This window comes from Paenibacillus sp. FSL H8-0457 (assembly GCF_038051935.1).
GTDB classification, from domain to species: Bacteria; Bacillota; Bacilli; order Paenibacillales; family Paenibacillaceae; genus Paenibacillus_AQ; species Paenibacillus_AQ lautus_A.
In genome coordinates, this window is record NZ_CP150293.1 from 31487 (window position 1) to 53390 (window position 21904).

The 21904-nt window shown below is 53.1% G+C and carries 24 protein-coding genes; 23 read left to right on the plus strand and 1 reads right to left on the minus strand.

Annotated features, from left to right (window positions below; translation table 11 throughout):
* The first annotated feature begins 37 nt into the window (after nt 1-37).
* From rnmV to MHI43_RS00190, 10 genes are all read left to right on the plus strand, one after another.
* On the plus strand, nt 38-583 hold the full coding sequence (gene rnmV / locus MHI43_RS00145; protein ID WP_036661712.1) for a ribonuclease M5: 546 nt from the start codon (nt 38-40) through the stop codon (nt 581-583).
* A 3-nt stretch (nt 584-586) separates the two neighbouring features.
* On the plus strand, nt 587-1471 hold the full coding sequence (gene rsmA / locus MHI43_RS00150; RefSeq protein ID WP_012818310.1) for a 16S rRNA (adenine(1518)-N(6)/adenine(1519)-N(6))-dimethyltransferase RsmA: 885 nt from the start codon (nt 587-589) through the stop codon (nt 1469-1471).
* 115 nt (nt 1472-1586) lie between these two features.
* The gene (yabG, locus tag MHI43_RS00155; protein WP_012818311.1) at nt 1587-2489 is read left to right on the plus strand and encodes a sporulation peptidase YabG; all 903 of its coding nucleotides are present in this window, start codon (nt 1587-1589) and stop codon (nt 2487-2489) included.
* 290 nt (nt 2490-2779) lie between these two features.
* The gene (locus tag MHI43_RS00160) at nt 2780-3055 is read left to right on the plus strand and encodes a Veg family protein (RefSeq protein WP_006207415.1); all 276 of its coding nucleotides are present in this window, start codon (nt 2780-2782) and stop codon (nt 3053-3055) included.
* 233 nt (nt 3056-3288) lie between these two features.
* Nucleotides 3289-3471: a small, acid-soluble spore protein, alpha/beta type gene (locus tag MHI43_RS00165; RefSeq protein ID WP_009591920.1), complete on the plus strand. Its 183-nt coding sequence runs from the start codon at nt 3289-3291 to the stop codon at nt 3469-3471.
* Between the two features lie 258 nt (nt 3472-3729).
* Nucleotides 3730-4584, plus strand: a complete 855-nt coding sequence (gene ispE / locus MHI43_RS00170) for a 4-(cytidine 5'-diphospho)-2-C-methyl-D-erythritol kinase (RefSeq protein WP_036661707.1) — start codon at nt 3730-3732, stop codon at nt 4582-4584.
* A 109-nt stretch (nt 4585-4693) separates the two neighbouring features.
* Complete coding sequence (gene purR, locus MHI43_RS00175; protein ID WP_012818313.1) at nt 4694-5521, plus strand: pur operon repressor; 828 nt, start codon at nt 4694-4696, stop codon at nt 5519-5521.
* Between the two features lie 183 nt (nt 5522-5704).
* Complete coding sequence (spoVG, locus tag MHI43_RS00180) at nt 5705-5989, plus strand: septation regulator SpoVG (protein ID WP_006207419.1); 285 nt, start codon at nt 5705-5707, stop codon at nt 5987-5989.
* 110 nt (nt 5990-6099) lie between these two features.
* A complete protein-coding gene (gene glmU, locus MHI43_RS00185; protein ID WP_009591944.1) occupies nt 6100-7494 on the plus strand; it encodes a bifunctional UDP-N-acetylglucosamine diphosphorylase/glucosamine-1-phosphate N-acetyltransferase GlmU in 1395 nt (464 codons plus the stop codon).
* Nucleotides 7495-7577: 83 nt separating this feature from the next.
* Entirely contained in the window at nt 7578-8531 is a 954-nt protein-coding gene (locus MHI43_RS00190) for a ribose-phosphate diphosphokinase (RefSeq protein WP_006207421.1), read from the plus strand.
* A 161-nt stretch (nt 8532-8692) separates the two neighbouring features.
* Here the strand turns inward: MHI43_RS00190 and MHI43_RS00195 are convergent, their stop codons facing one another.
* A complete protein-coding gene (locus tag MHI43_RS00195; protein WP_006207422.1) occupies nt 8693-8893 on the minus strand; it encodes a hypothetical protein in 201 nt (66 codons plus the stop codon).
* A 107-nt stretch (nt 8894-9000) separates the two neighbouring features.
* Between MHI43_RS00195 and pth the strand changes: the two genes are divergently transcribed.
* From pth to MHI43_RS00260, 13 genes are all read left to right on the plus strand, one after another.
* Complete coding sequence (gene pth, locus MHI43_RS00200) at nt 9001-9564, plus strand: aminoacyl-tRNA hydrolase (protein ID WP_012818314.1); 564 nt, start codon at nt 9001-9003, stop codon at nt 9562-9564.
* Nucleotides 9565-9712: 148 nt separating this feature from the next.
* The gene (locus tag MHI43_RS00205; RefSeq protein ID WP_009591947.1) at nt 9713-9943 is read left to right on the plus strand and encodes an anti-sigma-F factor Fin family protein; all 231 of its coding nucleotides are present in this window, start codon (nt 9713-9715) and stop codon (nt 9941-9943) included.
* Nucleotides 9944-10128: 185 nt separating this feature from the next.
* Nucleotides 10129-13656, plus strand: a complete 3528-nt coding sequence (gene mfd / locus MHI43_RS00210; RefSeq protein WP_009591945.1) for a transcription-repair coupling factor — start codon at nt 10129-10131, stop codon at nt 13654-13656.
* The gene (locus tag MHI43_RS00215; RefSeq protein WP_009591915.1) at nt 13640-14725 is read left to right on the plus strand and encodes a peptidylprolyl isomerase; all 1086 of its coding nucleotides are present in this window, start codon (nt 13640-13642) and stop codon (nt 14723-14725) included. Before mfd ends, MHI43_RS00215 begins: the two co-directional genes overlap by 17 nt.
* Before the next feature lie 334 nt (nt 14726-15059).
* A complete protein-coding gene (spoVT, locus tag MHI43_RS00220; RefSeq protein ID WP_009591908.1) occupies nt 15060-15602 on the plus strand; it encodes a stage V sporulation protein T in 543 nt (180 codons plus the stop codon).
* A gap of 199 nt (nt 15603-15801) precedes the next feature.
* Complete coding sequence (locus tag MHI43_RS00225; RefSeq protein WP_036661722.1) at nt 15802-17481, plus strand: polysaccharide biosynthesis protein; 1680 nt, start codon at nt 15802-15804, stop codon at nt 17479-17481.
* A 93-nt stretch (nt 17482-17574) separates the two neighbouring features.
* Nucleotides 17575-19092 carry a nucleoside triphosphate pyrophosphohydrolase gene (mazG, locus tag MHI43_RS00230; RefSeq protein ID WP_012818318.1) on the plus strand — a complete coding sequence of 506 codons (1518 nt, stop codon included), beginning with the start codon at nt 17575-17577 and terminating at the stop codon, nt 19090-19092.
* Nucleotides 19093-19258: 166 nt separating this feature from the next.
* Complete coding sequence (locus MHI43_RS00235) at nt 19259-19531, plus strand: HU family DNA-binding protein (protein ID WP_009591918.1); 273 nt, start codon at nt 19259-19261, stop codon at nt 19529-19531.
* A complete protein-coding gene (locus MHI43_RS00240; protein WP_009591909.1) occupies nt 19531-19809 on the plus strand; it encodes an RNA-binding S4 domain-containing protein in 279 nt (92 codons plus the stop codon). The genes MHI43_RS00235 and MHI43_RS00240 overlap by 1 nt, the downstream gene beginning before the upstream one ends.
* Nucleotides 19810-20028: 219 nt before the next feature.
* Complete coding sequence (yabP, locus tag MHI43_RS00245; RefSeq protein WP_009591926.1) at nt 20029-20310, plus strand: sporulation protein YabP; 282 nt, start codon at nt 20029-20031, stop codon at nt 20308-20310.
* On the plus strand, nt 20307-20876 hold the full coding sequence (gene yabQ / locus MHI43_RS00250; protein ID WP_009591929.1) for a spore cortex biosynthesis protein YabQ: 570 nt from the start codon (nt 20307-20309) through the stop codon (nt 20874-20876). The genes yabP and yabQ overlap by 4 nt, the downstream gene beginning before the upstream one ends.
* An 11-nt stretch (nt 20877-20887) precedes the next feature.
* The gene (locus MHI43_RS00255; RefSeq protein ID WP_009591911.1) at nt 20888-21238 is read left to right on the plus strand and encodes a septum formation initiator family protein; all 351 of its coding nucleotides are present in this window, start codon (nt 20888-20890) and stop codon (nt 21236-21238) included.
* Nucleotides 21239-21352: 114 nt separating this feature from the next.
* Nucleotides 21353-21841 (plus strand): S1 domain-containing RNA-binding protein, encoded by a 489-nt coding sequence (locus MHI43_RS00260; RefSeq protein ID WP_009591896.1) that lies wholly within the window; start codon nt 21353-21355, stop codon nt 21839-21841.
* Nucleotides 21842-21904: the final 63 nt, after the last annotated feature.

Below are 21904 nucleotides of genomic sequence, written 5' to 3' on the forward strand. Positions count from 1 at the left end.
CAGGCCTGCTCTGCTTGGGAAGGAAGAGAACGAACGCATGATTAAAGAAGTGATTGTCGTGGAAGGCAGGGACGATACCGTTGCCATTAAACGGGCCGTAGAAGCCGACACGATCGAAACCGGCGGTTCAGCGATCAACAAACAAATCCTGAAGCGCATAGCGCTTGCCCAGGAGCGCAGAGGCGTTATCATATTGACGGATCCTGACCATGCGGGTGAACGAATCCGCAAAATCGTGGATCAGGGCGTACCCGGCTGCAAGCACGCCTTCATTCCGGAAGCGGATGCTACCCGGAAAGGGGATATCGGCGTGGAGAATGCCTCGCCAGAGGCGATACGGCGCGCGCTGGAGCGGGTTCACACGTCTTTTGAGGGTGGAGAGAGCCTGATCAGTTTGGAGGATATGCTGGAGGCAGGATTATCGGCTCACCCGGAGGCTGCGGCAAGACGAATGGCGATGGGTAATCTGCTGGGCATCGGATACTGCAACAGCAAGCAGTTCCATAAACGATTGGCCATGTTTCAAATATCGCGGGAAGAATTTCTGGCAGCACTTGCACAGCTGGAAGAAGGGGGCGTTTAGCTAATGAATCGGATCGAGGATATATCAACACCAAGACGGACGAAGGAGATCATCTCGCGCCATGGATTCTCCTTCAAGAAGAGTCTGGGCCAGAACTTTCTCATCGATCAGAATATTTTGTATAAAATCGTGGAAGCTGCAGGACTGGATGAAGATAAGGGCGCGCTCGAGATCGGGCCTGGCATCGGTGCACTGACGGAGAAGCTGGCGCAGACGGCAGGAACCGTCACCGCGGTCGAAATCGATCAGCGCCTGATTCCCATCCTAAGGGAAGTCCTGGAGCCCTACGGGAACGTGAGGGTTCATCATGGGGATGTGCTGAAGGTGGATCTTCATGAGCTGTTCCGTCAAGATTTCGCGGACGTATCGAAGGTAAGCGTGGTTGCCAATCTGCCGTATTACGTGACGACGCCGATTCTCATGAAGCTGCTGGAGGAGAAGCTGCCGCTGGAGAACATCGTGGTGATGATTCAGAAGGAAGTGGCCGAACGGATGGCCGCTGCACCGGGAAGCAAGGATTACGGAAGTCTCAGCATCGCCGTTCAATACTACAGCGAGCCTAAGCTGGTCTGCATCGTGCCGCACACGGTGTTCATTCCGCAGCCGAACGTCGAGTCGGCCGTGATTCGCCTGGCGGTCCGGGAACAGCCGCCGGTCCGCGTGGAAGATGAACGATTCTTCTTCGAGGTGGTCCAGGCTTCATTTGCACAGCGACGGAAGACGATTGCCAACAATCTGAAGAGCCGGTTCTTCCCGGGTGAGGGACGTGAACGGCTGGAGCAGCTGCTGCAGGAAGCAGGGATCGAGCCTTCACGGCGCGGAGAGACGCTTAGCATTGAGGAGTATGCGCGGCTTAGCAACGTGCTGTTCGGCGCCAATATCCGTTGACGCAGCCGTTCAGGGAGTCTCTGGAGCTTACTCATGGCCTCCGCGCGATAAATTGGCGCTGAACAAGAACCAATAGTCACAGTAGCCCATACCATAGGGTAGGGGTGATGTTGTGATGAACTTGGGAGACTTGGTCGTTCGTAAATCCTACGGCGGCGATGTAACGTTCCGGGTAGAAGGCATGCGGCAAAATAACAATATCGTCATCAAAGGGACGGAATTCCGGTTACTGGCCGATGCTCCCGTTGATGATCTGGTTACGGTCCCGCATCCCACCTTAAGCGAACGAACAAAGCAGGCGCAGATCAAAGCCAATGAATCGCTGGACCGCCTGCAGAAGCAAAGACAGGAGCAGAGCGAGCGTCAACTGGCCAGCCTGCGGCATACTGAAGGCGGCCAGCTTGCGGATAAAGGATACTTTGACGTGCCGGGCAAGGTGCTGCATTTGGATGGAGATCCCCAATATCTGAAGAAGAGCATGACCTTGTACAACCAGCTTCGGGTCCCAGCGGAAGGCCATTATATCAATGAGTCGGGGATGGCCGATTCATTATATCGTCTTCTTCCGCGGGTAAGACCTGATATCGTTGTGATCACGGGACATGATGGGGTTCTGAAGAGACGTCAGCCATACGATTTATATAGCCTGGACAGCTATAAGAATTCCCACAACTTCGTCACGGCGATTCAGGTGGCGCGTCAATATGAGCGGAACCTGGATTCCCTGGTCATCGTGGCCGGAGCGTGCCAATCGCATTTTGAGGCGCTGCTGCAGGCTGGAGCCAATTTTGCCAGCTCGCCGGGGCGAATCCTCATCCATGCGCTGGATCCCGTCTACGTCGCCGCTAAAGCGGCCTATACGTCGGTCCGGGATACCGTGAACATCCATGACGTGGTCCATCATACGATCAGCGGCAGCCAGGGCGTAGGCGGAATTGAGACGAGAGGCAGCTACCGGATCGGTCTGCCCAAGCTGCAGGATTTGTCTACGTTGAAGGTTACGCCTTCAGTCAGCTAGGCGCCTAATCCGTGCGATCAGAGGTCCAATAACCGCTGGAGAATGAACCAAGAAGAACCCCACTCGCTGGGGTTTTTTTATTTTTCGTTTCCATTCGTTAAGAAAGTTGTCAAAAAAAATACATAAAGCTTGTCAATTTAGCACATATTAAAGCAAATGAGCGCGAGAATGGCAGGGTCAAAAAAAATACATTGACAATATATTTTTGATGCTGATATAATTAATGTTTTTGAATTGACAAATGATGTAATCTTCGGTATAATGGACAAGGAAAGAGGTGGTCGTCGACAATGGCTAAAAATGCGCTGTTGGAAATCAAACGCAGTCTCGATGCCCATTTAGGGCAAAAAATTACGCTTCGGGCAAACGGTGGCCGTCGGAAGACCGTCGAGCGTACTGGTGTTTTGGAAGAAACGTACCCTTCTGTTTTCATTGTGAAGCTGGACCAAGACCAGCAAACTTTTAAACGTGTGTCTTACAGTTATGCGGATATTTTGACCGAAACCGTGGAGATCATGGTCACCGGTGACGACAACGAGATGCGAATCACCTATATCAAGTCATAACGATACGTCATGAGAGCAGTCTCCGCTTACAGGGAGGCTGTTTTTTGTTGCCATCCTTCCGGAGGGATGACAAGGACGGGTTGAACGCATACTAAAGCTGCGTGAAGCTTATCCCAGCCGTTCTATACGCGGTGACGGAGACTTAAGCATGCGTAAGGCCCATGGAAGGCCGCTGCGTCGCGCAGGATGCTGTTCATGCCATACTCAATACATTTTCCAAGGAGGCGGGATTGATGAGCAGAAGAAGACGAAGCATCATGTCCGATCAATTGAAGACCGAATTGGCTAAAGAATTGGGATTCTACGACACCGTGGAAAAAGAGGGCTGGGGAGGCATTAAGGCCAAGGATGCCGGCAACATGGTAAAACGGGCGATTGAGCTCGCCGAGCGGGCAGCCCGCAAATCCGACCTGTAAGAGTATGGCCGCATCGCAGCAGGGTCTTCCGATTAAGCGGAAGGCCCTGTTTGTTTCATCTTTAGCTTCCTGACTCGCAGGAAAAGCTTACGTTATGCGCGTCGATAGGCGTTTTTCTTAAAGCCGGTGCATCGTAAACGTCATCAAACGGTCCCATGACTTCAAAGCCTGAGTTTGTTAATATAGAGGCATTAGATGTTTTTCCTCGAATATGTTAAGTTCAAGCATATGGGAAAAGCTAAGGATAGGTGAACGTTCTTGAAAATATACGAAAAAGCACCGGCCAAAATCAATTTGATGCTGGATGTACTCCATAAACGTCCTGACGGCTTTCATGAGGTAGAGATGGTCATGACGATGATCGACCTCGCCGATCGGCTCGAAATGTCCGAACAAAAGCGGGACACCATCATCATCACCTCGCAGGCAGGATACATACCGCTGGACGAGAAGAATTTGGCCTTTCAGGCAGCAAGACTAATCAAAGAGCGCTACGACGTGAGGAAGGGTGTACATATCCACCTGGACAAAAAAATTCCCGTTGCCGCGGGACTCGCAGGAGGCAGCAGCGATGCGGCGGCCACGCTGCGCGGCTTGAACCGCCTCTGGGGGCTCGGCATCCCCCAGCAGGAGCTGCTCGCGCTCGGTGCCGAGCTCGGCTCCGATGTGCCGTTCTGCGTGACCGGCGGCACGGCATTGGCTACGGGGCGCGGCGAAGTGCTCACGCCGATCCAGAATCCGCCGCAATGCTGGGTGATCGTGGCGAAGCCGCCGATCAATGTGTCGACGGCGGAGGTGTATGGCCGCTTGCGCAGCGAGCAAATTCAGTCCCACCCATCGGCTGAGCGGATGGTGGACGCGCTGGCGCAGGGCAGCTTCCAGCAAATGTGCCAGTCGCTGGGCAACGTGCTGGAAGAAGTGACTTTGAAGATGCACCCGGAAGTTCAGCAGCTGAAGGAAGGTATGCTGAAATTGGGCGCTGACGGCGCGCTGATGTCCGGCAGCGGTCCTACCGTCTTCGGACTGGTCTCCAAGGAATCCAAGGTGGCCCGGATTTACAATGGCCTTCGGGGCTTCTGCAAGGAAGTGTATGCCGTTCGCCTGCTCACTTAGAAACGGTTGGAATTGACAATTCGGGGGCGAATTGCAATCAAAGTTGTATAAATACGTACAAAAGTGTTATATTTAACATATAATATTCGGATTTAGCGAGGAACCCTAGGTGAAAAAATTAAAACGAAGCGAACGATTGGTCGATATGACCCAATATTTACTATCCAAACCGCATACGCTGATTCCGCTGACAACGTTCGCCGAGCGATATGGAGCAGCCAAGTCGTCCATTAGCGAGGATTTGGCGATCATTAAGGACGTATTTGAGAGCGAGGGGCTCGGAGAGCTTCAGACGCTGGCCGGAGCGGCCGGAGGGGTAAGGTACATTCCGAAGCTGCGCAGAGACCATGCCCTGCGCTTTGCGGAGGAGCTGTGCCAGCAGCTTCAGCAATCGGATCGGATTCTGCCGGGCGGCTACCTGTACATGTCCGATCTGCTCGGACAACCTACGCTCATGAACGAAGCGGGCAAGATCATTGCGACGGCATTCTCCGACCGGGAGATCGATGTGGTCATGACCGTGGAGACCAAAGGAATTCCGTTGGCCTATGCGACGGCGGCGCAATTGAACCTGCCGGTCGTACTAGTTCGCCGGGACCATCAAGTGACGGAGGGGTCGGCCGTAAGCATCAATTATGTGTCGGGCTCGCACAAGAGCATCCATACGATGTCTTTATCCCGCCGGGCGCTCAAGGAACGCTCCCGGGTGCTGATCGTGGACGATTTCATGAAGGCAGGAGGCACCATTCAGGGGATGGTCGATCTGCTGGGTGAATTTAATGCCGAAGTCGCAGGCGTCGGGGTCCTCGTGGAATCGGGATCGGTAGAAACCGAGGAAAGACTCCTGGAGGACTATATTTCACTCGCGGTTTTGAGCGACGTAGACTCCAAAACCAAGAGAATTACCGTCAAACCTGGTAATTATTTCGAAAACTAGGCACGCGGTTTTTGTCGATATAATAGCGTTTTCATTCGAATCGGCACGAAGTCTGTCGAAAATATCACATTCTAAAAAAAATTCCTGTTTTTAGGACATTTTGTAGTAGAAAAAAGAAGGATTTCGGGTTTGCTGTGTGGAATTATACACCAAGTCTCTGATGGAAAAAGGTGGTGAACACATATGCAAATTACGGATGTCAGACTCCGCCGTGTTAACTCTGAGGGGAGAATGAAGGCAATCGCATCCATTACCATCGATAATGAATTTGTCGTTCACGACATTCGCGTCATCGACGGAAACAATGGAATGTTTGTTGCAATGCCGAGCAAACGCACTCCTGACGGAGAGTTCCGCGACATTGCCCATCCCATTTCTTCCGGTACCCGCGAGAAGATTCAATCGGCTGTATTGGCCGAGTATGAGCGAGCGGCTACTGAAGAAGAAGTGATTGAAGAAGGCGCTTAAGTTTTATAATTGGGGTTCAAGGAAAAGAGAGCCATACCTATGGCTCTCTTTTCTTTTTTTGTAGAATGATATATATTCAGTAGTGAGTTCAAGAGGAGGAGGCATGGCCCTTGAAAAGATTTGCTATTGTGCTCGCCGCTGGGCAGGGCAAACGTATGAAATCCAAACTATATAAAGTGCTGCATCCTGTTTGTGGCAAGCCGATGGTCGGACATGTGGTCCAAACGGTACAGCAGGTGAACTGCGAACGCAGTGTTGTGGTCGTTGGCCACGGCGCGGAAGCGGTTCGCACCTATCTGCAAGACGCAGCCGAGTATGTTCTGCAGGAGCAGCAGCTCGGAACGGGTCACGCCGTGAAGCAAGCCAAGGAACTGCTTGGCGGTGAAGAGGGATCCACGATCGTCATTTGCGGGGACACTCCGCTGGTGACGTCTGAGACGCTGGAGAATCTTCTGAAGCTTCATGAAAGCAGCAACGCGGCCGCCACGGTGCTCACCGCGCATATGGATAACCCGAAAGGCTACGGCCGGGTCATTCGAGGCGAGGATGGAAGCGCGCTTCGGATCGTCGAACAGAAAGATTGCAGTCCGGAAGAGGACGCCGTCACTGAAATTAATACCGGTACCTATTGCTTTGACAATAAAAAGCTATTTGCTGCACTGGATAACGTAACCAACCAGAATGCGCAGCAGGAATATTACTTGACCGATTGCATCGGCATCCTGAAACAAGCCGGCGAGACCGTGCTTGCTTATCAGACGGATGACTACGCCGAATCGATTGGCGTCAACGACCGTCTGGCGTTGTCGGAAGCCGAAGGCTTCATGAGAGAGCGCATCAACCGCTCGCACATGTTGAACGGTGTTACCATCATTGACCCGGCTTCTACGTATATCGGAGCCGACGTTCAGATTGGTTCGGATACCGTGCTTTATCCCGGCACCGTTCTGAAAGGGAACACGGTGATCGGCGAAGACTGCGTCATCGGGCCGGATACCGATATCGAGGACTCCGTTATCGCGGATGGTGCCAGCGTCAAACATTCGGTGCTCAGCAGCGCTGAAGTCGGCTCTCGGACCTCGGTAGGGCCTTTTGCTTATCTCCGTCCGGGGGCAAAACTCGGAGCTGACGTGAAGGTGGGCGACTTCGTCGAAGTGAAGAACGCGACGATTGACGACGGTTCTAAAGTATCCCATCTCAGTTATGTTGGCGATGCCAAAGTCGGCAAAAACGTCAATATCGGCTGCGGTGCGATTACAGTCAACTATGATGGTTATAATAAGTCCATTACCGAAATAGAAGACGATGCATTTATCGGCAGCAACGTGAATTTGATTGCGCCGGTGAAGGTGGGCAAGGGCGCATTCGTTGTTGCAGGCTCGACCATTACGCATTCCGTCTCGGACAATGATCTGGCCATCGCTAGGCAGCGTCAGGAGAACAAGCCAGGGTACGCAGAGAAGATCCGGGCACGCGCCATCGCCAAGAAGAACAAGAAATCGTAATTATCCCTGCTTCTCATTTCCAAGATAAGAAGCGGTGATCGGATAGCCTAATTCAACGAACCAGCACGGAGGGTTTTTATTCTATGACTTATCTTGATTCTAAATTAAAAATATTCACGTGTAATTCCAATCCTAAACTTGCCCATCAAATCGCTGATTACATCGGCATTCCGATGGGAGAGTCGCATACAACCAGCTTCAGTGACGGCGAGATTCAAGTTAAGCTCTCCGAGAGCGTACGGGGTTGTCATGTCTATATTGTGCAGTCCACTTGCTTGCCGGTGAATGATAACCTGATGGAGCTGCTGGTTATGGTGGATGCGCTCAAGCGGGCATCCGCGAAGAGCATCAACGTGGTTATTCCGTATTACGGATATGCCCGTCAAGACCGTAAAGCGCGTTCGCGGGATCCGATCACCGCTAAGCTGGTTGCCAACCTGATCGAAAAGGCAGGGGCTCATCGCGTCATTACGATGGACCTGCATGCGATGCAGATTCAAGGATTTTTCGATATTCCGGTGGATCATTTGCTTGGCGTGCCGATCCTCGCCCAATATTTCCGTTCGAAGCAGATCGAGAACCCGGTCGTTGTATCTCCGGATCACGGCGGCGTGGTTCGCGCGAGAAAGCTTGCTGATTTCCTGAATGCCCCGCTGGCGATTATCGATAAACGCCGGCCGGAGCCGAATGTCAGTGAAGTCATGAACATTATCGGGAATATCGAAGGCAAGACCGCCATTCTGATCGATGACATTATCGATACCGCCGGAACGATTGTGCTGGGTGCCAATGCGTTGATGGAAGGCGGCGTGAAGGAAGTCTATGCGTGCTGTACGCATCCGGTTCTCTCGGGCCCTGCCCATGAGCGTCTGGAAAACTCCCCGCTGAAGGAAGTTGTCGTAACGGATACCATTCCGATCACCAATCCGAACCCTAGCAGCAAACTGACGGTACTGTCGGTTGCTCCGTTGATGGGTGAAGCCATCATCCGGGTTCACGAGGAATTGTCGATCAGCAAGTTGTTTGAAATAGAATAATAAACCGTGTAAAAGGCAGGGTTACATCTCCTCATGAGGGAAATGTAGCCCTTGTCGGCTATGACGGCATTACGGCCCTTTAGCAGATGCAGATGGACAGCCATCAAGAAAACGTTTTCAAAATCATGACCTGCCAATGTCAGGGCGGCGTCCATCCCTTGTCAGTATCCGGGCCTGGAGATGAAAGTGAACGTACTCCGGTTGTACAGCGTTCCCTCAAGCTCGACAAAATAGGCGTCGACCGCAGTGATCAGACCCACGTCGATGTGACAACCGAGTTCATAGACCTGAACAGGGATGCCATGCTTCATATGGTATTGAAAATGGCTGTGATGCGTTAATTTCTGTTCGAAAGCTTTCAATGCCGATTCACCTTCTTATGAGGGCATAACGCCAATAGGTTTTGTTCATATTGTACTCAGAAATGCGCAAAGAAGAAAGTATAAATCGTGAAAGGAATCAACCTGTGATGAAATGGATTGTCGGACTGGGCAACCCCGGTCCCAATTATGAGAAGACACGCCACAATGTTGGATTCATGGCATTGGATGCCCTCGCAGAGCGCCATGGCCTGAAGTTCAATCAGAATAAATGCAAATCGGTCATCGCCGAAGGAATGATTGGCGGCACCAAAACCGTCCTGATCAAACCGATGACGTTCATGAATCTCTCGGGCGAGGCTGTGCGTGCTTATATGGATTATTATAAGGTGAGCCTGGAAGACATGATTGTGGTTTATGATGATTTGGATACCGTCGTCGGTAAAATCCGCCTGCGGTATCAGGGCAGCGCCGGAGGACATAACGGCATCAAGTCCATCATTCAGCATACCGGAACCCAGAGCTTCAACCGGGTCCGAATGGGCATTTCGAGACCCGAGCCGGGTTATGCGATTGTCGACTACGTGCTCGGGACGTTCCCGAAGAAGGAGCGCGAACAGCTGCAGCACATGGTGGAAGAGACCTGTGACGCACTGGAATTCAGTTTGGGTCATACCTTTGAGCAGACTATGGCGAAGTTTAACAAGTCGTAGAAGAGCAACATAGGTGAGGAACAGAGGAACAAAGATGAAGTATCCCCGTAAGATGACTCCGAGGTATTCGATAATGGGGACATCCGGGTCTTAAACAAGGGAAATCCGGGCATACTGAAGGTAATATACGACCTTCAGGAGGCATATGATGGCGATAACCTATGTTTGCAGACATTGTCGAGCGTTCCAGGGCCGCATCGATTCCCATGATGTATCCGAAGCCCGTCTCGGATTTGATTCCTTGACCCCTGAGGAACGCAGGGATATAATAGCGTATGATTTTAACGGAGAAGTGATGGTTCGGGTAACCTGCGATCATTGCAGGGAAGCGCTCGAGGCCCATCCGGAACTCAGCCTTTTGGCAAACCCCCTGCAATGAGAGTATAATGGGGTACACGACGTTTTTTCGTAGATGACATACAGCGGCAGAGCCTGCCGCTGCTTTAGCCTTGGCAGTTTTGCTCAAGGCTTCTTTTCGGTTATAATTTTTCGGCAATCGTCTAAAATTCCATGAGAAATAGAGTCTAGGAAATTCATTTCTTTTGCATAAGAGAGGTGCCCCTTTTGTTACAAGCACTTATTGATGTATTTTCGAAGGATTCGGACTTCAAATCCATAACGTCTGGCGTTCATGCCGGCATGAGGGAGCAATTGATCTCCGGTCTTTCCGGGTCGTCCAGACAGATCTTAATGGCTGCCCTGCACCAGGACCAGCAGCGCCCGCTGCTCGTGGTCACTCATAATATGTTTTCAGCCCAGAAAATCGCAGATGATTTACAGGAAGCGCTGTCATCGGATCAAGTGCTGTTATACCCTGCGAATGAACTGGTGGCGGCCGAGTCGGCCGTTTCAAGCCCCGAGACTCTGGCGCAGCGGATCGATGTGCTCGTCCGTTGTGCAAGAGGCTTCCGGGGTATTGTCGTTGCGCCATTTTCCGGCGTGCGCCGCCTTCTCCCCGCTCCCGAGGTGATGTCCGATGCCCGAATCGTGCTTCACGACGGCGGGACCCTCGTGTTGGACGCCTTCCTCAACCGGATGATCGAGATGGGGTACGAACGCGTGGAACGGGTAGAGCGCCGCGGCGAGATGAGCGTCCGCGGGGGGATCATCGACTTCTACCCAATGACAACAGCCATGGCGTACCGCGTCGAGCTGTTTGATGAGGATATCGACTCGATCCGAACCTTTGATCCGACGGATCAGCGCTCCATCGATAAGGTCCGGGAGGTCATGATCACACCGTGCAAGGAAATCATTGCGGATGCGGAGCGGCTCAGCCGCACGGCGGATACGGTGGTCCGCCTGCTGGAGGCGCAGCTTGAACGCATGAGCGACCGTCAGGCCAAGCTCCGACTGCGGGATGAAATACACCGGGAAGTCGAAATGCTGCGCGAGCGGATCTACTTCCCTGAAATCTATAAATATATCTCCTTGTTGTATCCGGAGAAGACCAATCTGTACGATTACATGCCGAAGGATACGATTCTGATCATGGATGAGCCTGCCCGTCTGCTGGAAACAGCCAAGCAGCTGGAGCGGGATGAAGCGGAATGGAATTTGCATCTGATGCAAAACGGCAAATCGCTGCCGGATCTGCCGTTGTCCCTGGATACGGAGGAGCTGATTTATCAACATCCTTACCAGAGTCTGATGATCTCCATCTTCCTGCGCCAGGTGCCGAGAATGCAGCCGCAGAATATCGTCAATGTCATTACGCGCGGCATGCAGGATTTCCATGGCCAGATGAACGTGCTCAAGGCCGAGATGGAACGCTGGAAGAAGTCAGGCGTCCAGGTCATGATGCTTGCCGGCGATGCGGAGCGGATGGACCGGATGCGGCGGGTTCTGCAGGACTACGGCATCGAAGAACCGGTTATGCTGGAAGGCCATCTCCAGAACGGCTTCGAGATGCCCTCGGTTCACGCGGCCATTATTACGGAGAGCGAGATGTTCTCCTCAAAGCAGCGAAAAACACGCAAAACCACGAAGAATATGGACAACGCCGAGCGCATCAAGAGTTATACGGAGCTCAAGGTCGGCGATTATGTAGTGCATCAAAACCATGGCATCGGGAAATATATGGGGATCGGGACGCTCGAAATCAACGGGATCCATAAGGACTACATGCATATTCTCTACGCCGGGGGCGATAAGCTGTCCGTTCCGATCGAGCAGATCGATCTCATCCAGAAATATGTCGGTTCCGAGGATAAAGAGCCGAAGGTTTACAAGCTGGGCGGAAATGAATGGACGCGGGTCAAGAACAAGGTTCGTTCCTCCGTTCAGGATATCGCCGACGATCTGATCAAGCTGTATGCCGAGCGTCAGTCTGCGCCGGGGTACGGATTTGAGAAGGATACGTCCGAGCAGCAGGAATTCGAGGACATGTTCCCTTATGATGAAACCCCCGATCAGCTTCGGGCCATTACCGAAATCAAAAAAGACATGGAGCAGAACCGTCCGATGGACCGGCTCTTGTGCGGTGACGTCGGTTACGGGAAAACGGAAGTGGCGGTTCGCGCTGCATTCAAGGCGGCGATCGAAGGCAAGCAGGTTGCGGTGCTGGTACCGACCACGATTCTGGCCCAGCAGCATTACGAGACGTTCCGGGAGCGCTTCGCCAATTACCCGATCAATATCCAGGTGTTGAGCCGTTTCCGCAGCCGTAAGGAACAGAATGAGACGATCAAAAAAGTGAAGCAGGGCTCGGTCGATATTCTGATCGGCACGCATCGACTCCTGTCCCAGGATATTGTGTTCAAGGATCTGGGGCTGCTGATCGTGGATGAGGAGCAGCGCTTTGGCGTTACGCATAAGGAAAAATTGAAAAAGCTGAAGACCAATGTCGACGTGCTGACGCTGACGGCAACGCCGATTCCGCGCACGCTGCATATGTCGATGCTCGGCGTTCGGGACTTGTCCGTAATCGAGACGCCGCCGGAGAACCGTTTTCCGGTGCAGACGTATGTCGTGGAGCATAGCCAGACCTTGGTGCGGGAAGCCATTGAACGGGAGCTGGCCCGAGGTGGCCAGGTATACTATCTCTACAATCGGGTTCAAGGGATCCAAGAGATGGCAGCCCAGATATCGATGCTGGTGCCGGAGGCCCGCGTAGGCGTAGGGCATGGCCAAATGTCGGAAACGGAGCTGGAGAAGACCATTCTCGATTTCCTGGACGGCGAATACGACGTATTGGTGAGCACAAGCATTATCGAGACGGGTGTCGACATTCCGAATGTCAACACGCTTATCGTGCACGACGCCGACAAAATGGGCCTCTCCCAGCTGTACCAGCTGCGTGGGCGCGTCGGACGTTCCAACCGGATCGCGTATGCCTATTTCACGTACCAGCGGGATAAGGTGCTGACCGAAGTAGCCGAGAAGCGGCTGCAGTCGATTAAAGAGTTTACGGAGCTGGGCTCCGGATTCAAGATTGCGATGCGGGACTTGTCGATCCGCGGAGCGGGCAACTTGCTCGGGGCGGAGCAGCATGGCTTCATCGCTTCGGTCGGGTTTGACCTGTATTCGCAGATGCTGGCAGAGGAGATTCAGAAACGCAAAGTCAGCATGCTGGGCGAGCCGTCATTGCCGTCGAAGGACTGGAACACGTCCATCGATTTGGGGATTGACGCTTACCTGCCGTCCGATTACATCTATGACAGCATTCAGAAGATCGAAATTTATAAAAAAGTGGCCGTCGTTTCCTCGATCGACGAATCGGCTGAGCTTGAGGACGAGCTGCTTGACCGCTTTGGCGAGCTGCCGCTGGCGGTAAGCAACCTGCTTGCCGTATCCCGCTTGAAGGTATATGGCCGTACGTACGGGATCGATTCCATTACCCAGCGCGGGGACGACGTTCTGCTGCAGTTTTATGAAGGGCAGGATAAAGCGGTGGACACCGCAGGGCTTGCGCAAATTGGAAATAAGTTCGAAAGACGTGTACAATTTGAACAAGGGCCGGCTATGGCCATTCGAATCAAAGGCAAGGGACTATCCGATCAACAACTGTTAGAATTGCTTGAGCAATTCCTGGAGGCTGCACAAGGGCCATTCAACCTGAAGGGAGAACTACAAAATGCCGTCAAGAAATAATAAGGCATGGAAGACGTTTATTGTATCGATCACAGCAGTACTATCCATGTCGATGATCGCTGCGTGCGGAAACGACAAGACTAAAGGTGCCGAAGAAGATAACAGCAAAGTCATTGTCAAATATAAGGGTGGAGAAATTACCGAGAAGGAATTTGATCTGGAACAGCGCATGATTCAGTTCATGTCCCCGGAATATGCCCAATTTTTGCAAATGGATGAATTTAAGGAGTATTTGGCGAAACAGGGGGTAGCGTATGAGTACCTGTACGCCAAAGCTGACGATAAAGCCAAGGAAGCTGCCGAGAAGCAAACGGATGATTTGTTAAAGCAGCAAAAAGCCGGAATGGGCGAGGAACAGTTTAAAGCTGCCCTGGAATCTCAAAAATTGACGGAGGACGACCTGAAGAATTATATGCTTCGCGTCATGACCGTCATGGAGCATGAGAAGAATCAGGTAACCGAAGAGGATATCAAGAAGGAATTCGATGCGAACAAGAAGGACTACACCAACATTAGCGTTCGTCATGTCCTGATTGCTTTTCAAGATGCCGAAGGCAAGGAGAGACCGGAGGGCGAGGCGCTCAAAATTGCCAAGGAAGTACAGTCCAAGCTGAATAAAGGGGAGGATTTTGCTGCTTTGGCGAAGGAATATTCCCAGGACCCGGGCTCCAAGGACAGCGGAGGCCTGTATGAGAACAAGCCGGCAGGCAGCTGGGTGCCTCAATTTAAGGAAAAGGCCTTAACGCTGGAACTGAACAAAATCAGCGATCCGGTAGAAACCGATTACGGCTACCATGTCATGAAAGTGGAGAAGCGCGAGGAAGTGACGTATGACAAGCTTCCAGCCGATCAGAAGGAAGGCATTCGGAGCGAACTGGCTTCGGCGAAGATCGACAACTTTATGCAGAATGAACTCAACAACCTGATTGAGAGCATGAACCTTCCGAAGAGCGAGAATGCGGACAAGCCTGCCGAAGGCACGGGTGACCAGAAGACGGACGGCACGACCGACAAACCGGCAGAGGGCGACCAAACACCGGATGCAGGCAAGGAAGATACGGGTAAATAAGCCCGTGGCCCGTGGACCGGTATCGGCACAAGGATATGGTGCTGCGAGTGATGCCAAATCGACGGCCAGCGTGATGATGAAATGGCGTGATCCTTTGAATCCATAACGTGCGATGCGCGCGTTATGGATTTTTTCTCCCCCCGGGGCGGTGAAGTCGCTCCTGACGAGATTTATTTTTGGATTTCGCAACCAACAGAGGGTAGATGATGTATAAGGAATTGGGAATGGATGAATACTATGGTCAGACATTAACTCTTATATACCTGGGGACATCCTCTTCCCGAATGGAACAGTAGTTGAAAAATCTTCTTATGAAAGTGGGGCAACAAGTGACATGAAAGCTACTGGTATCGTCCGCCGTATTGATGACCTCGGGCGCGTGGTCATTCCAAAAGAAATTAGACGCACACTGCGGATTCGCGAAGGCGACCCGCTCGAAATCTTCGTGGACCGGGATGGCGAAGTCATTCTGAAGAAATATTCACCGATCGGTGAATTGGGCGATTTTGCGAAGGAATATGCAGAGTCCCTTTATGAGAGTACAGGCCACATCACGATCATATCGGACCGTGATACGTTTATCGCCGTTGCAGGCGGCTCCAAGAAGGAGTATTTGGACAAGCCGATCGGCAACCTTCTGGAAAACTGCATGGAAAATCGCAAGACGGTACTGGAAAGCAACAACGGTACGTATGAGATCAGCAAAGACAATCCGGAAGCGTTGTCCGCTTTTGTCGCCGCGCCTATCATTGCAGGAGGAGACCCGATTGGCAGCGTCGTGCTGCTGAACAAGGACGAATCCGTGAACATGGGCGAGATGGAAGTGAAAATGGCTGAAACTGCCGCAGGTTTCCTCGGCAAGCAAATGGAACAGTAGACGAGGACATCGTTCCTTGGATGGAGACTCCCGCTGAACGTTGATCACTAGGTCAATCGGCAGCAGGGAGTTTTTGTTTTGTCCGGTCGAATTTTGTGACACTCTCCCACCCTTGGTTATAATGGAGGTACGCATGGCAGCGTCTGCATGAGGATCGGCTGGTGATGCGAAAGAAGAGACTAGGGGATTGGAAGAGGATATGAAACCAGATCAAACCGGGGCAAGGCTGCTGCAGGGAGCGTTTATCCTCAGCGCAGCCGCCATTCTGTCCAAGCTGATTGGCACGCTGCAAAAAATACCGCTGCAAAACATGGGCGGCGATGCCGTCTTTGGCATCTACAACACGGTTTATCCGTTCTATATGATGATCATTACGATCGCGGCGATCGGCTTCCCCGCGGCCGTATCCAAGTATGTGGCAGAGTATGAGGCGGAAGGGCGCACTCGGGACGGTCATCGGCTGCTGCGATTGTCCTCCGCCGCGCTGGTGCTGTTCGGCCTGATCCTTGGTTTCCTGATGTACGCCTGCGCTCCGTGGATCGGGAAGTGGATCGGCAGCAGCCAGGTAATACCGGCTCTCCGCGCAGGAGCTTTGGCGCTGGCCTTCGTACCCTGGATGTCGGTTCTGCGCGGTTATTTTCAGGGACTGCATAATATGGTGCCGACGGCCATCTCCCAGATTACGGAGCAGATGGTCCGCGTCGGGGTCATGATCGTGCTGCTGCTCTACCTGATCCGTGTCGGCGCCGATGCCGACGTGATTGCGGCGGGGGCGCTGCTTGGATCTGCTGCCGGCGGTGCCGCCGGGCTTTTGGTGATGGGGATCTACTGGCGCAAGCATATCCGGGCATCTCGGAGCACCTCGCGGGGAGCAGCAAGGCACGAATCCGGAGAGTTCGGTATGAACAAAACGGAGATGCGTGCCGATGTAACTAAAGAGGGAGCAGGTGTTCTGCTTGGCCGCCTGCTCGCTTATGGCATCCCGGTCTGCCTCAGTCTGCTGGCGGTTCCGCTAATCGGACTGGTGGACACTTTCACCGTGCCCCGGTTATTGGCGTCCGGCGGACTTGGCGAATCGCTGGCCATGGCGGAGTTTGGGGTCTATAACCGCGGCCTGCCGCTGGTCCAGCTGGTTACGATGCTGGCCGCTTCCTTGTCGGTGCTGTTCATCCCTGCGTTGGCGGAAGCCAAGTTCAAGGGAGAATCGGACCGGGTCGCAAGCCAAAGCCGCATGGCCCTTCGCTGGTTCTGGCTGATCGGCATGACGGCCTCCGTAGGCCTGGCTGTGCTGGCTGAGCCGATCAATATCATGCTGTATGAAGTTGCCGCAGGTACGGGCACGATGCAGGTGATTGCCTTTACAGCTGCCGGGGGGACGCTGAGCACGATTACGGCAGCATTGCTCCAGGGCATCGGCATGGTCAAGGGGCCGGCGATTCACCTGCTGGCTGCGGCCGGTTTGAAACTGCTGCTCAACCTGCTGTTGGTGCCGCAGTTCGGCATTACCGGCGCGGCCATCGCCGGCGTCGCTGCGCATCTGACCGCAGCCGCGCTCAACCTCGCGCTGCTCTCGCGAAGGGCCGGCGCCCGTCTTGACGCCGGCGGGATGCTCGCGAGGACGCTGCCGGTCCTCGCTGCGGTGGCGCTGGCCGCCTGGGGCGCAAGTGCCGCGTCCGGCGGCCTTCTGGGGGCGGCCGGCTTCGCACCAGGCCGCCTGACCCACGTGTTCGCGAGCCTGAGCGGCGTCGCGGCCGGCTGCGGCGCCTTCCTCATCGGCGCTGCGGTCACGAAGCTCCTCACCGAGGAGGAGCTTCGGATGCTGCCGAAGGTCGGAAGACCGCTGGCAGCCTTCTTGCGGGCCCTGCGCGTGCTGCGCTGAACCGGGCAGACGTGCAGATATTTGATCTTCTGTGATATAGTAGTGTACGATAACGACGTCGACAAGGCGGACGAAGACGAAAGGAAGTAGCTTATGAGTGCATCCATTACGGTGGTCGGCTTGGGTTCTGGCAATCCGGATCGATTGACGATAGGCATCATCAAAACCATGCAGCGGGCATCGAAGGTGTATGTGCGCACATTATCCCATCCCGTCATGGCTGCGTTGAAAGAGTTCCAGGTTCAGCCGGAATCGTTTGACCATGTGTATGAAGCGCACGACACCTTTCCCGAGGTGTACGAATCCATTGCAGCCGCTCTAATCAACTTGGCCAAGGCCGCGAAGGACGACGAGCGCGAGATCGTCTACGCGGTACCCGGGCATCCGATGGTAGCGGAGGCAACGGTCCGGCTATTGCGCGAGCGCTGCCCCGGAGAGAATGTGACGCTTACGGTGCTCGGCGGCGAGAGCTTTCTGGACGAGGCCTTCGTCCGCCTTGGTTTCGATCCCATTGAGGGCTTCCAGCTGCTCGATGCCGCTGAGCTTCGAGCAAGCGTCATCCAGCCGCAGCTGCATACCCTGATCGGCCAGGTGTATGACATGTTTACGGCTTCGGAAGTGAAACTGGCGCTGATGGAGCTGTATCCGGACGATTATCCCGTCATTGTCGGCCATGCGCTGGGCGTTGAGGGCGAGGAAGCGATCCGGCAAGTGCCGCTCTTCGAGCTCGATCGCATCGACGGATACGGCAATTTGTCGCTGATCTATGTACCCCGAAGCGATGACAGCAATCTGAGGCAGCGGACGTTTGCGAGGCTTCATGAGATCGTTGGCATTCTCCGCAGTCCCGAAGGCTGTCCGTGGGACCGTGAGCAGACCCACGAATCCATCCGCAAAAATCTGATCGAAGAAACCTACGAGGTATTGGAGACGATTGACGAGGATGATCCCGAGCATATGCAGGAGGAACTCGGCGACCTGCTCCTGCAAATTATGCTGCATTCCCAGATGGAAGAAGAGCTGGGCACCTTCACGGTGTACGACGTCATTCAAGCCCTGAATGACAAGCTGATCTTCCGCCACCCGCATGTTTTTGGCGAGAGCAGCGCCAAAGACGCGGAATCGGCCCTGCAGAACTGGGAGCAGATGAAGGCGGAAGAGAAACGGCGCAAGGGGCTCTCCCCGGAGAAGGCCTCGGCGCTGGACGGCATCCCGCGGGACCTTCCCGCCTTGATGAAGGCGTACAAGCTCCAGAAGAAGGCGTCCAAGGTGGGCTTCGATTGGGATAACATCGACGGCGTATTCCAGAAGATTGAGGAGGAGCTCGGTGAGCTGCGGCAAGCGGTGACGGAGGGTCAATCCGACGAGGATACGGCGCTCGAGCTCGGCGATCTGTTGTTCGCGGTTTCCAATGCGGCAAGATTCATCGGCGCGGATCCGGAAGAGGCGCTTTCGAGAACGAACCGGAAGTTTATCCATCGCTTCAGCTACATAGAGGAGCAGCTTGCCGCCCAGGGCAAAACCCTGCAGGAAAGCACCTTGGACGAGATGGAAGCCCTGTGGCAGTCCGCCAAAACGGGATCGGCGCATCACGGCGGTATCGAAGAGTGAAAAAACGCATCTTTTCACGTAAAAAATAAAAAAATAGGGATATGCGGCAGGAATTCCGCAAGGCATCCAGAATAATCATTAATGGTGAAATCTTGCAGAGTGCAAGGCGGTATAACCGAATAACCGTAAATCTTATATTTTTCTGATAATTGGGAGGATTTAATTCATGAACAAAACAGATCTGATCAACAACATTTCCGGTAAAAGTGGATTGACTAAAAAAGACGTAGAGAACGTCCTGAACGGCTTCCTTGGCGAAATCACGGAAGCTTTGGCTAATGGCGATAAAGTTCAATTGATCGGCTTCGGTACATTCGAAACTCGCAAGCGCGCTGGACGCACAGGCCGCAACCCGCAAACAGGCAACACGATCGAAATTCCAGAATCCAACGTTCCTGCGTTCAAGGCAGGCAACAAGCTTAAAGAAGCTGTAAAATAATGCGCGTCGATAAATTCCTGAAAGTATCGAGGTTAATCAAGCGGCGTACCGTAGCGAAAGATGTATCGGATCAAGGCCGGGTGCTGATCAACGGCCGCGAGGCCAAGCCGAGCAGCACGGTTAAAGTGGGCGATGAGATCACCGTCCAGTTTGGCCAGAAGCTGGTGACCGTCCGGGTCGAGCGTCTTACCGAGACAACCCGTAAAGATGAGGCGACCAGCCTCTATACCTTGGTCAAGGAAGAACCGATCGTTAAAGATCGCGGATTGGACTGGTAAACAGCCCGAGCCGTTCCATGAAACGTCCCTCTCACCATAAGGTGGGGGGGACGTTTCTGTTTTCATCCTGGCGTGTATATATGTACGGGAGATCCGGGCTCCCGTTCGTTTATGAAGCATCCCGGCTGCTTTCCGATCTTTCATGAAGGTGTGCGCCGCTTCCGGTTCTAAAGACAGGCACCTCCCCATAAGCTATTGTTAAAAGGAGGGGTACATGCCATGATCGACCAAGGGAAGGGCAAGTTTCATGATCTGCGGATGCAGAACCGGAAGCTGCTGGACATTACGGGTGTCCAAAACGTGGAGAGCTTTGACAGCGAAGAATTCCTGCTTCAGACCGAGCTTGGGCATCTGACCATTCGGGGGCAAAATTTACATATTAAAAATCTCAGCCTGGAAGAGGGGCTTTTGTCGATTGAAGGTCAGGTGCACTCCCTGATATATTTGAATCCCGGTTCGCAGACCAAGAACAAGAGTCTGCTGGGCAAGCTGTTTAAATGAATCCCAGCGTACAATGGATCACGCTGCTCTGGATGCTCTTCTCCGGAGCAGCGATGGGAGTCGCCTTCGACAGCTACCGGGTGCTGGCAGGGCAGCTCCGTTTCCCGCAATGGTCCAAGCATGCCCTGGACTTCCTTTACTGGATTGCGGCAGCCTTCTTCATTTTTCGCATGTTATACATGACCAATGACGGGCAGCTACGCTTTTATGTGTTTGTTGGGCTATTTATAGGGGTTTGGATCTATTTTTTATTATGGAGTGTCATAACCCAGCGTTTTGTGGTAATGTTAATTCAAGTGACAAAAGGCTTGCTGTCCTTTTTGTACAAGCTGTTCCGTATGCTATTATGGAATCCGATCAAAGGAATCCTGATGCTGGGCTTAGGGCTGTTAAGGTTTCTATGGAAGTTTCTCCTGTCGCTGTTGCGTTTAATCCTTAAATGCCTCATGCCTTTTTGGCGACTCCTGAAATGGATGCTGAGACCGATCACATCCAGGGTCAGGCTGCCGGCATGGAGCAGGCAATTAGCGGACAAGGTTATCAAGGCGTGGAAGCGCTGGTTTTAGGAGGTATGGTCATGGGAAGATTTGCTGATCCATCGAAGCAGGCTCCCCAACAAACCAAGACAAAGAACAAAGGCGCCCGCCGGCGTAAGAGAATGTTTGTGGCGATGATGGCGCTGTTTTTGATCTGGGCAGGATCAACGCTCTGGTCCCAGAATGACCGCATCCGTAATCAGAACGAAGCGCTAGCTCAGAAGCAAGAGGATTATAAGTCCGTTGAACAGTCGCTCATCCAGATTACTCACGAAGTGGAGCGATTGAAGGACCCAGAATATATCGGGCAGATTGCCCGCAAGAAGTTCGGATTGTATCTGCCGAATGAAACGCCGATCATTCAGCCCCAAAATTCGGGCGAATCGCCGTAATTAGGCATGACAGACGTCTGTTGACCTTGTTTAGGTCATTATCGTATAATCAAATCACCGCAGCGCGATTTCTAAATCGGACTGTATATTTTTAAGGGAGGATCATTTTATTCTATGGCAATTGAAGTGGGCACCAAGTTAGAGGGCAAGGTGACAGGCATAACGCATTTTGGAGCATTTGTGGATCTGTCAGGAGGTGTCACGGGTCTCGTTCACATCTCGGAAATCGCCGACAACTACGTTAAGGATGTCAACGATCATTTGAAGATCAACGATGTCGTTACCGTGAAGGTGATTAATGTCGACAAGGACGGCAAGATCGGTCTTTCGATCAAGCAGGCTGTCGACAAGCCGGCTTCCGAAAGTCGTCCACCCCGCGCACCGAGACCGGAACGCAGTGGAGGCGGCGGAGAACGATTCGGAGGTGGCGGTGGAGGAGGATTCAACCGCGAACGCGGTGGACGCCCGTTTAAGCCTGCGGCCAACAAGCCTTCATTTGAGGATAAAATGTCACGCTTCCTGAAAGACAGTGAAGAACGAATCTCTTCGCTCAAGAAGAATACGGAAGGCAAACGCGGCGGACGCGGAGCCAAACGTATGTAATTCGATAAAATATAAACTGACCGCAGAGGGAAATTGCCTTCTGCGGTTTTTTTGTCGTTGCAT

Excerpts from the sequence above, each read along its gene's own strand:
- spoVT (WP_009591908.1), top strand. The coding sequence starts at position 15,060 with ATGAAAGCTACTGGTATCGTCCGCCGTATTGATGACCTCGGGCGCGTG.
- MHI43_RS00260 (WP_009591896.1), top strand. The coding sequence starts at position 21,353 with ATGGCAATTGAAGTGGGCACCAAGTTAGAGGGCAAGGTGACAGGCATA.
- spoVG (WP_006207419.1), top strand. The coding sequence starts at position 5,705 with ATGCAAATTACGGATGTCAGACTCCGCCGTGTTAACTCTGAGGGGAGA.
- mazG (WP_012818318.1), top strand. The coding sequence starts at position 17,575 with ATGAGTGCATCCATTACGGTGGTCGGCTTGGGTTCTGGCAATCCGGAT.
- rnmV (WP_036661712.1), top strand. The coding sequence starts at position 38 with ATGATTAAAGAAGTGATTGTCGTGGAAGGCAGGGACGATACCGTTGCC.
- MHI43_RS00215 (WP_009591915.1), top strand. The coding sequence starts at position 13,640 with ATGCCGTCAAGAAATAATAAGGCATGGAAGACGTTTATTGTATCGATC.
- yabP (WP_009591926.1), top strand. The coding sequence starts at position 20,029 with ATGATCGACCAAGGGAAGGGCAAGTTTCATGATCTGCGGATGCAGAAC.
- MHI43_RS00235 (WP_009591918.1), top strand. The coding sequence starts at position 19,259 with ATGAACAAAACAGATCTGATCAACAACATTTCCGGTAAAAGTGGATTG.
- pth (WP_012818314.1), top strand. The coding sequence starts at position 9,001 with ATGAAATGGATTGTCGGACTGGGCAACCCCGGTCCCAATTATGAGAAG.
- MHI43_RS00225 (WP_036661722.1), top strand. The coding sequence starts at position 15,802 with ATGAAACCAGATCAAACCGGGGCAAGGCTGCTGCAGGGAGCGTTTATC.
- MHI43_RS00190 (WP_006207421.1), top strand. The coding sequence starts at position 7,578 with ATGACTTATCTTGATTCTAAATTAAAAATATTCACGTGTAATTCCAAT.
- MHI43_RS00240 (WP_009591909.1), top strand. The coding sequence starts at position 19,531 with ATGCGCGTCGATAAATTCCTGAAAGTATCGAGGTTAATCAAGCGGCGT.
- MHI43_RS00255 (WP_009591911.1), top strand. The coding sequence starts at position 20,888 with ATGGGAAGATTTGCTGATCCATCGAAGCAGGCTCCCCAACAAACCAAG.
- MHI43_RS00160 (WP_006207415.1), top strand. The coding sequence starts at position 2,780 with ATGGCTAAAAATGCGCTGTTGGAAATCAAACGCAGTCTCGATGCCCAT.
- yabG (WP_012818311.1), top strand. The coding sequence starts at position 1,587 with ATGAACTTGGGAGACTTGGTCGTTCGTAAATCCTACGGCGGCGATGTA.
- MHI43_RS00205 (WP_009591947.1), top strand. The coding sequence starts at position 9,713 with ATGGCGATAACCTATGTTTGCAGACATTGTCGAGCGTTCCAGGGCCGC.
- MHI43_RS00165 (WP_009591920.1), top strand. The coding sequence starts at position 3,289 with ATGAGCAGAAGAAGACGAAGCATCATGTCCGATCAATTGAAGACCGAA.
- yabQ (WP_009591929.1), top strand. The coding sequence starts at position 20,307 with ATGAATCCCAGCGTACAATGGATCACGCTGCTCTGGATGCTCTTCTCC.
- rsmA (WP_012818310.1), top strand. The coding sequence starts at position 587 with ATGAATCGGATCGAGGATATATCAACACCAAGACGGACGAAGGAGATC.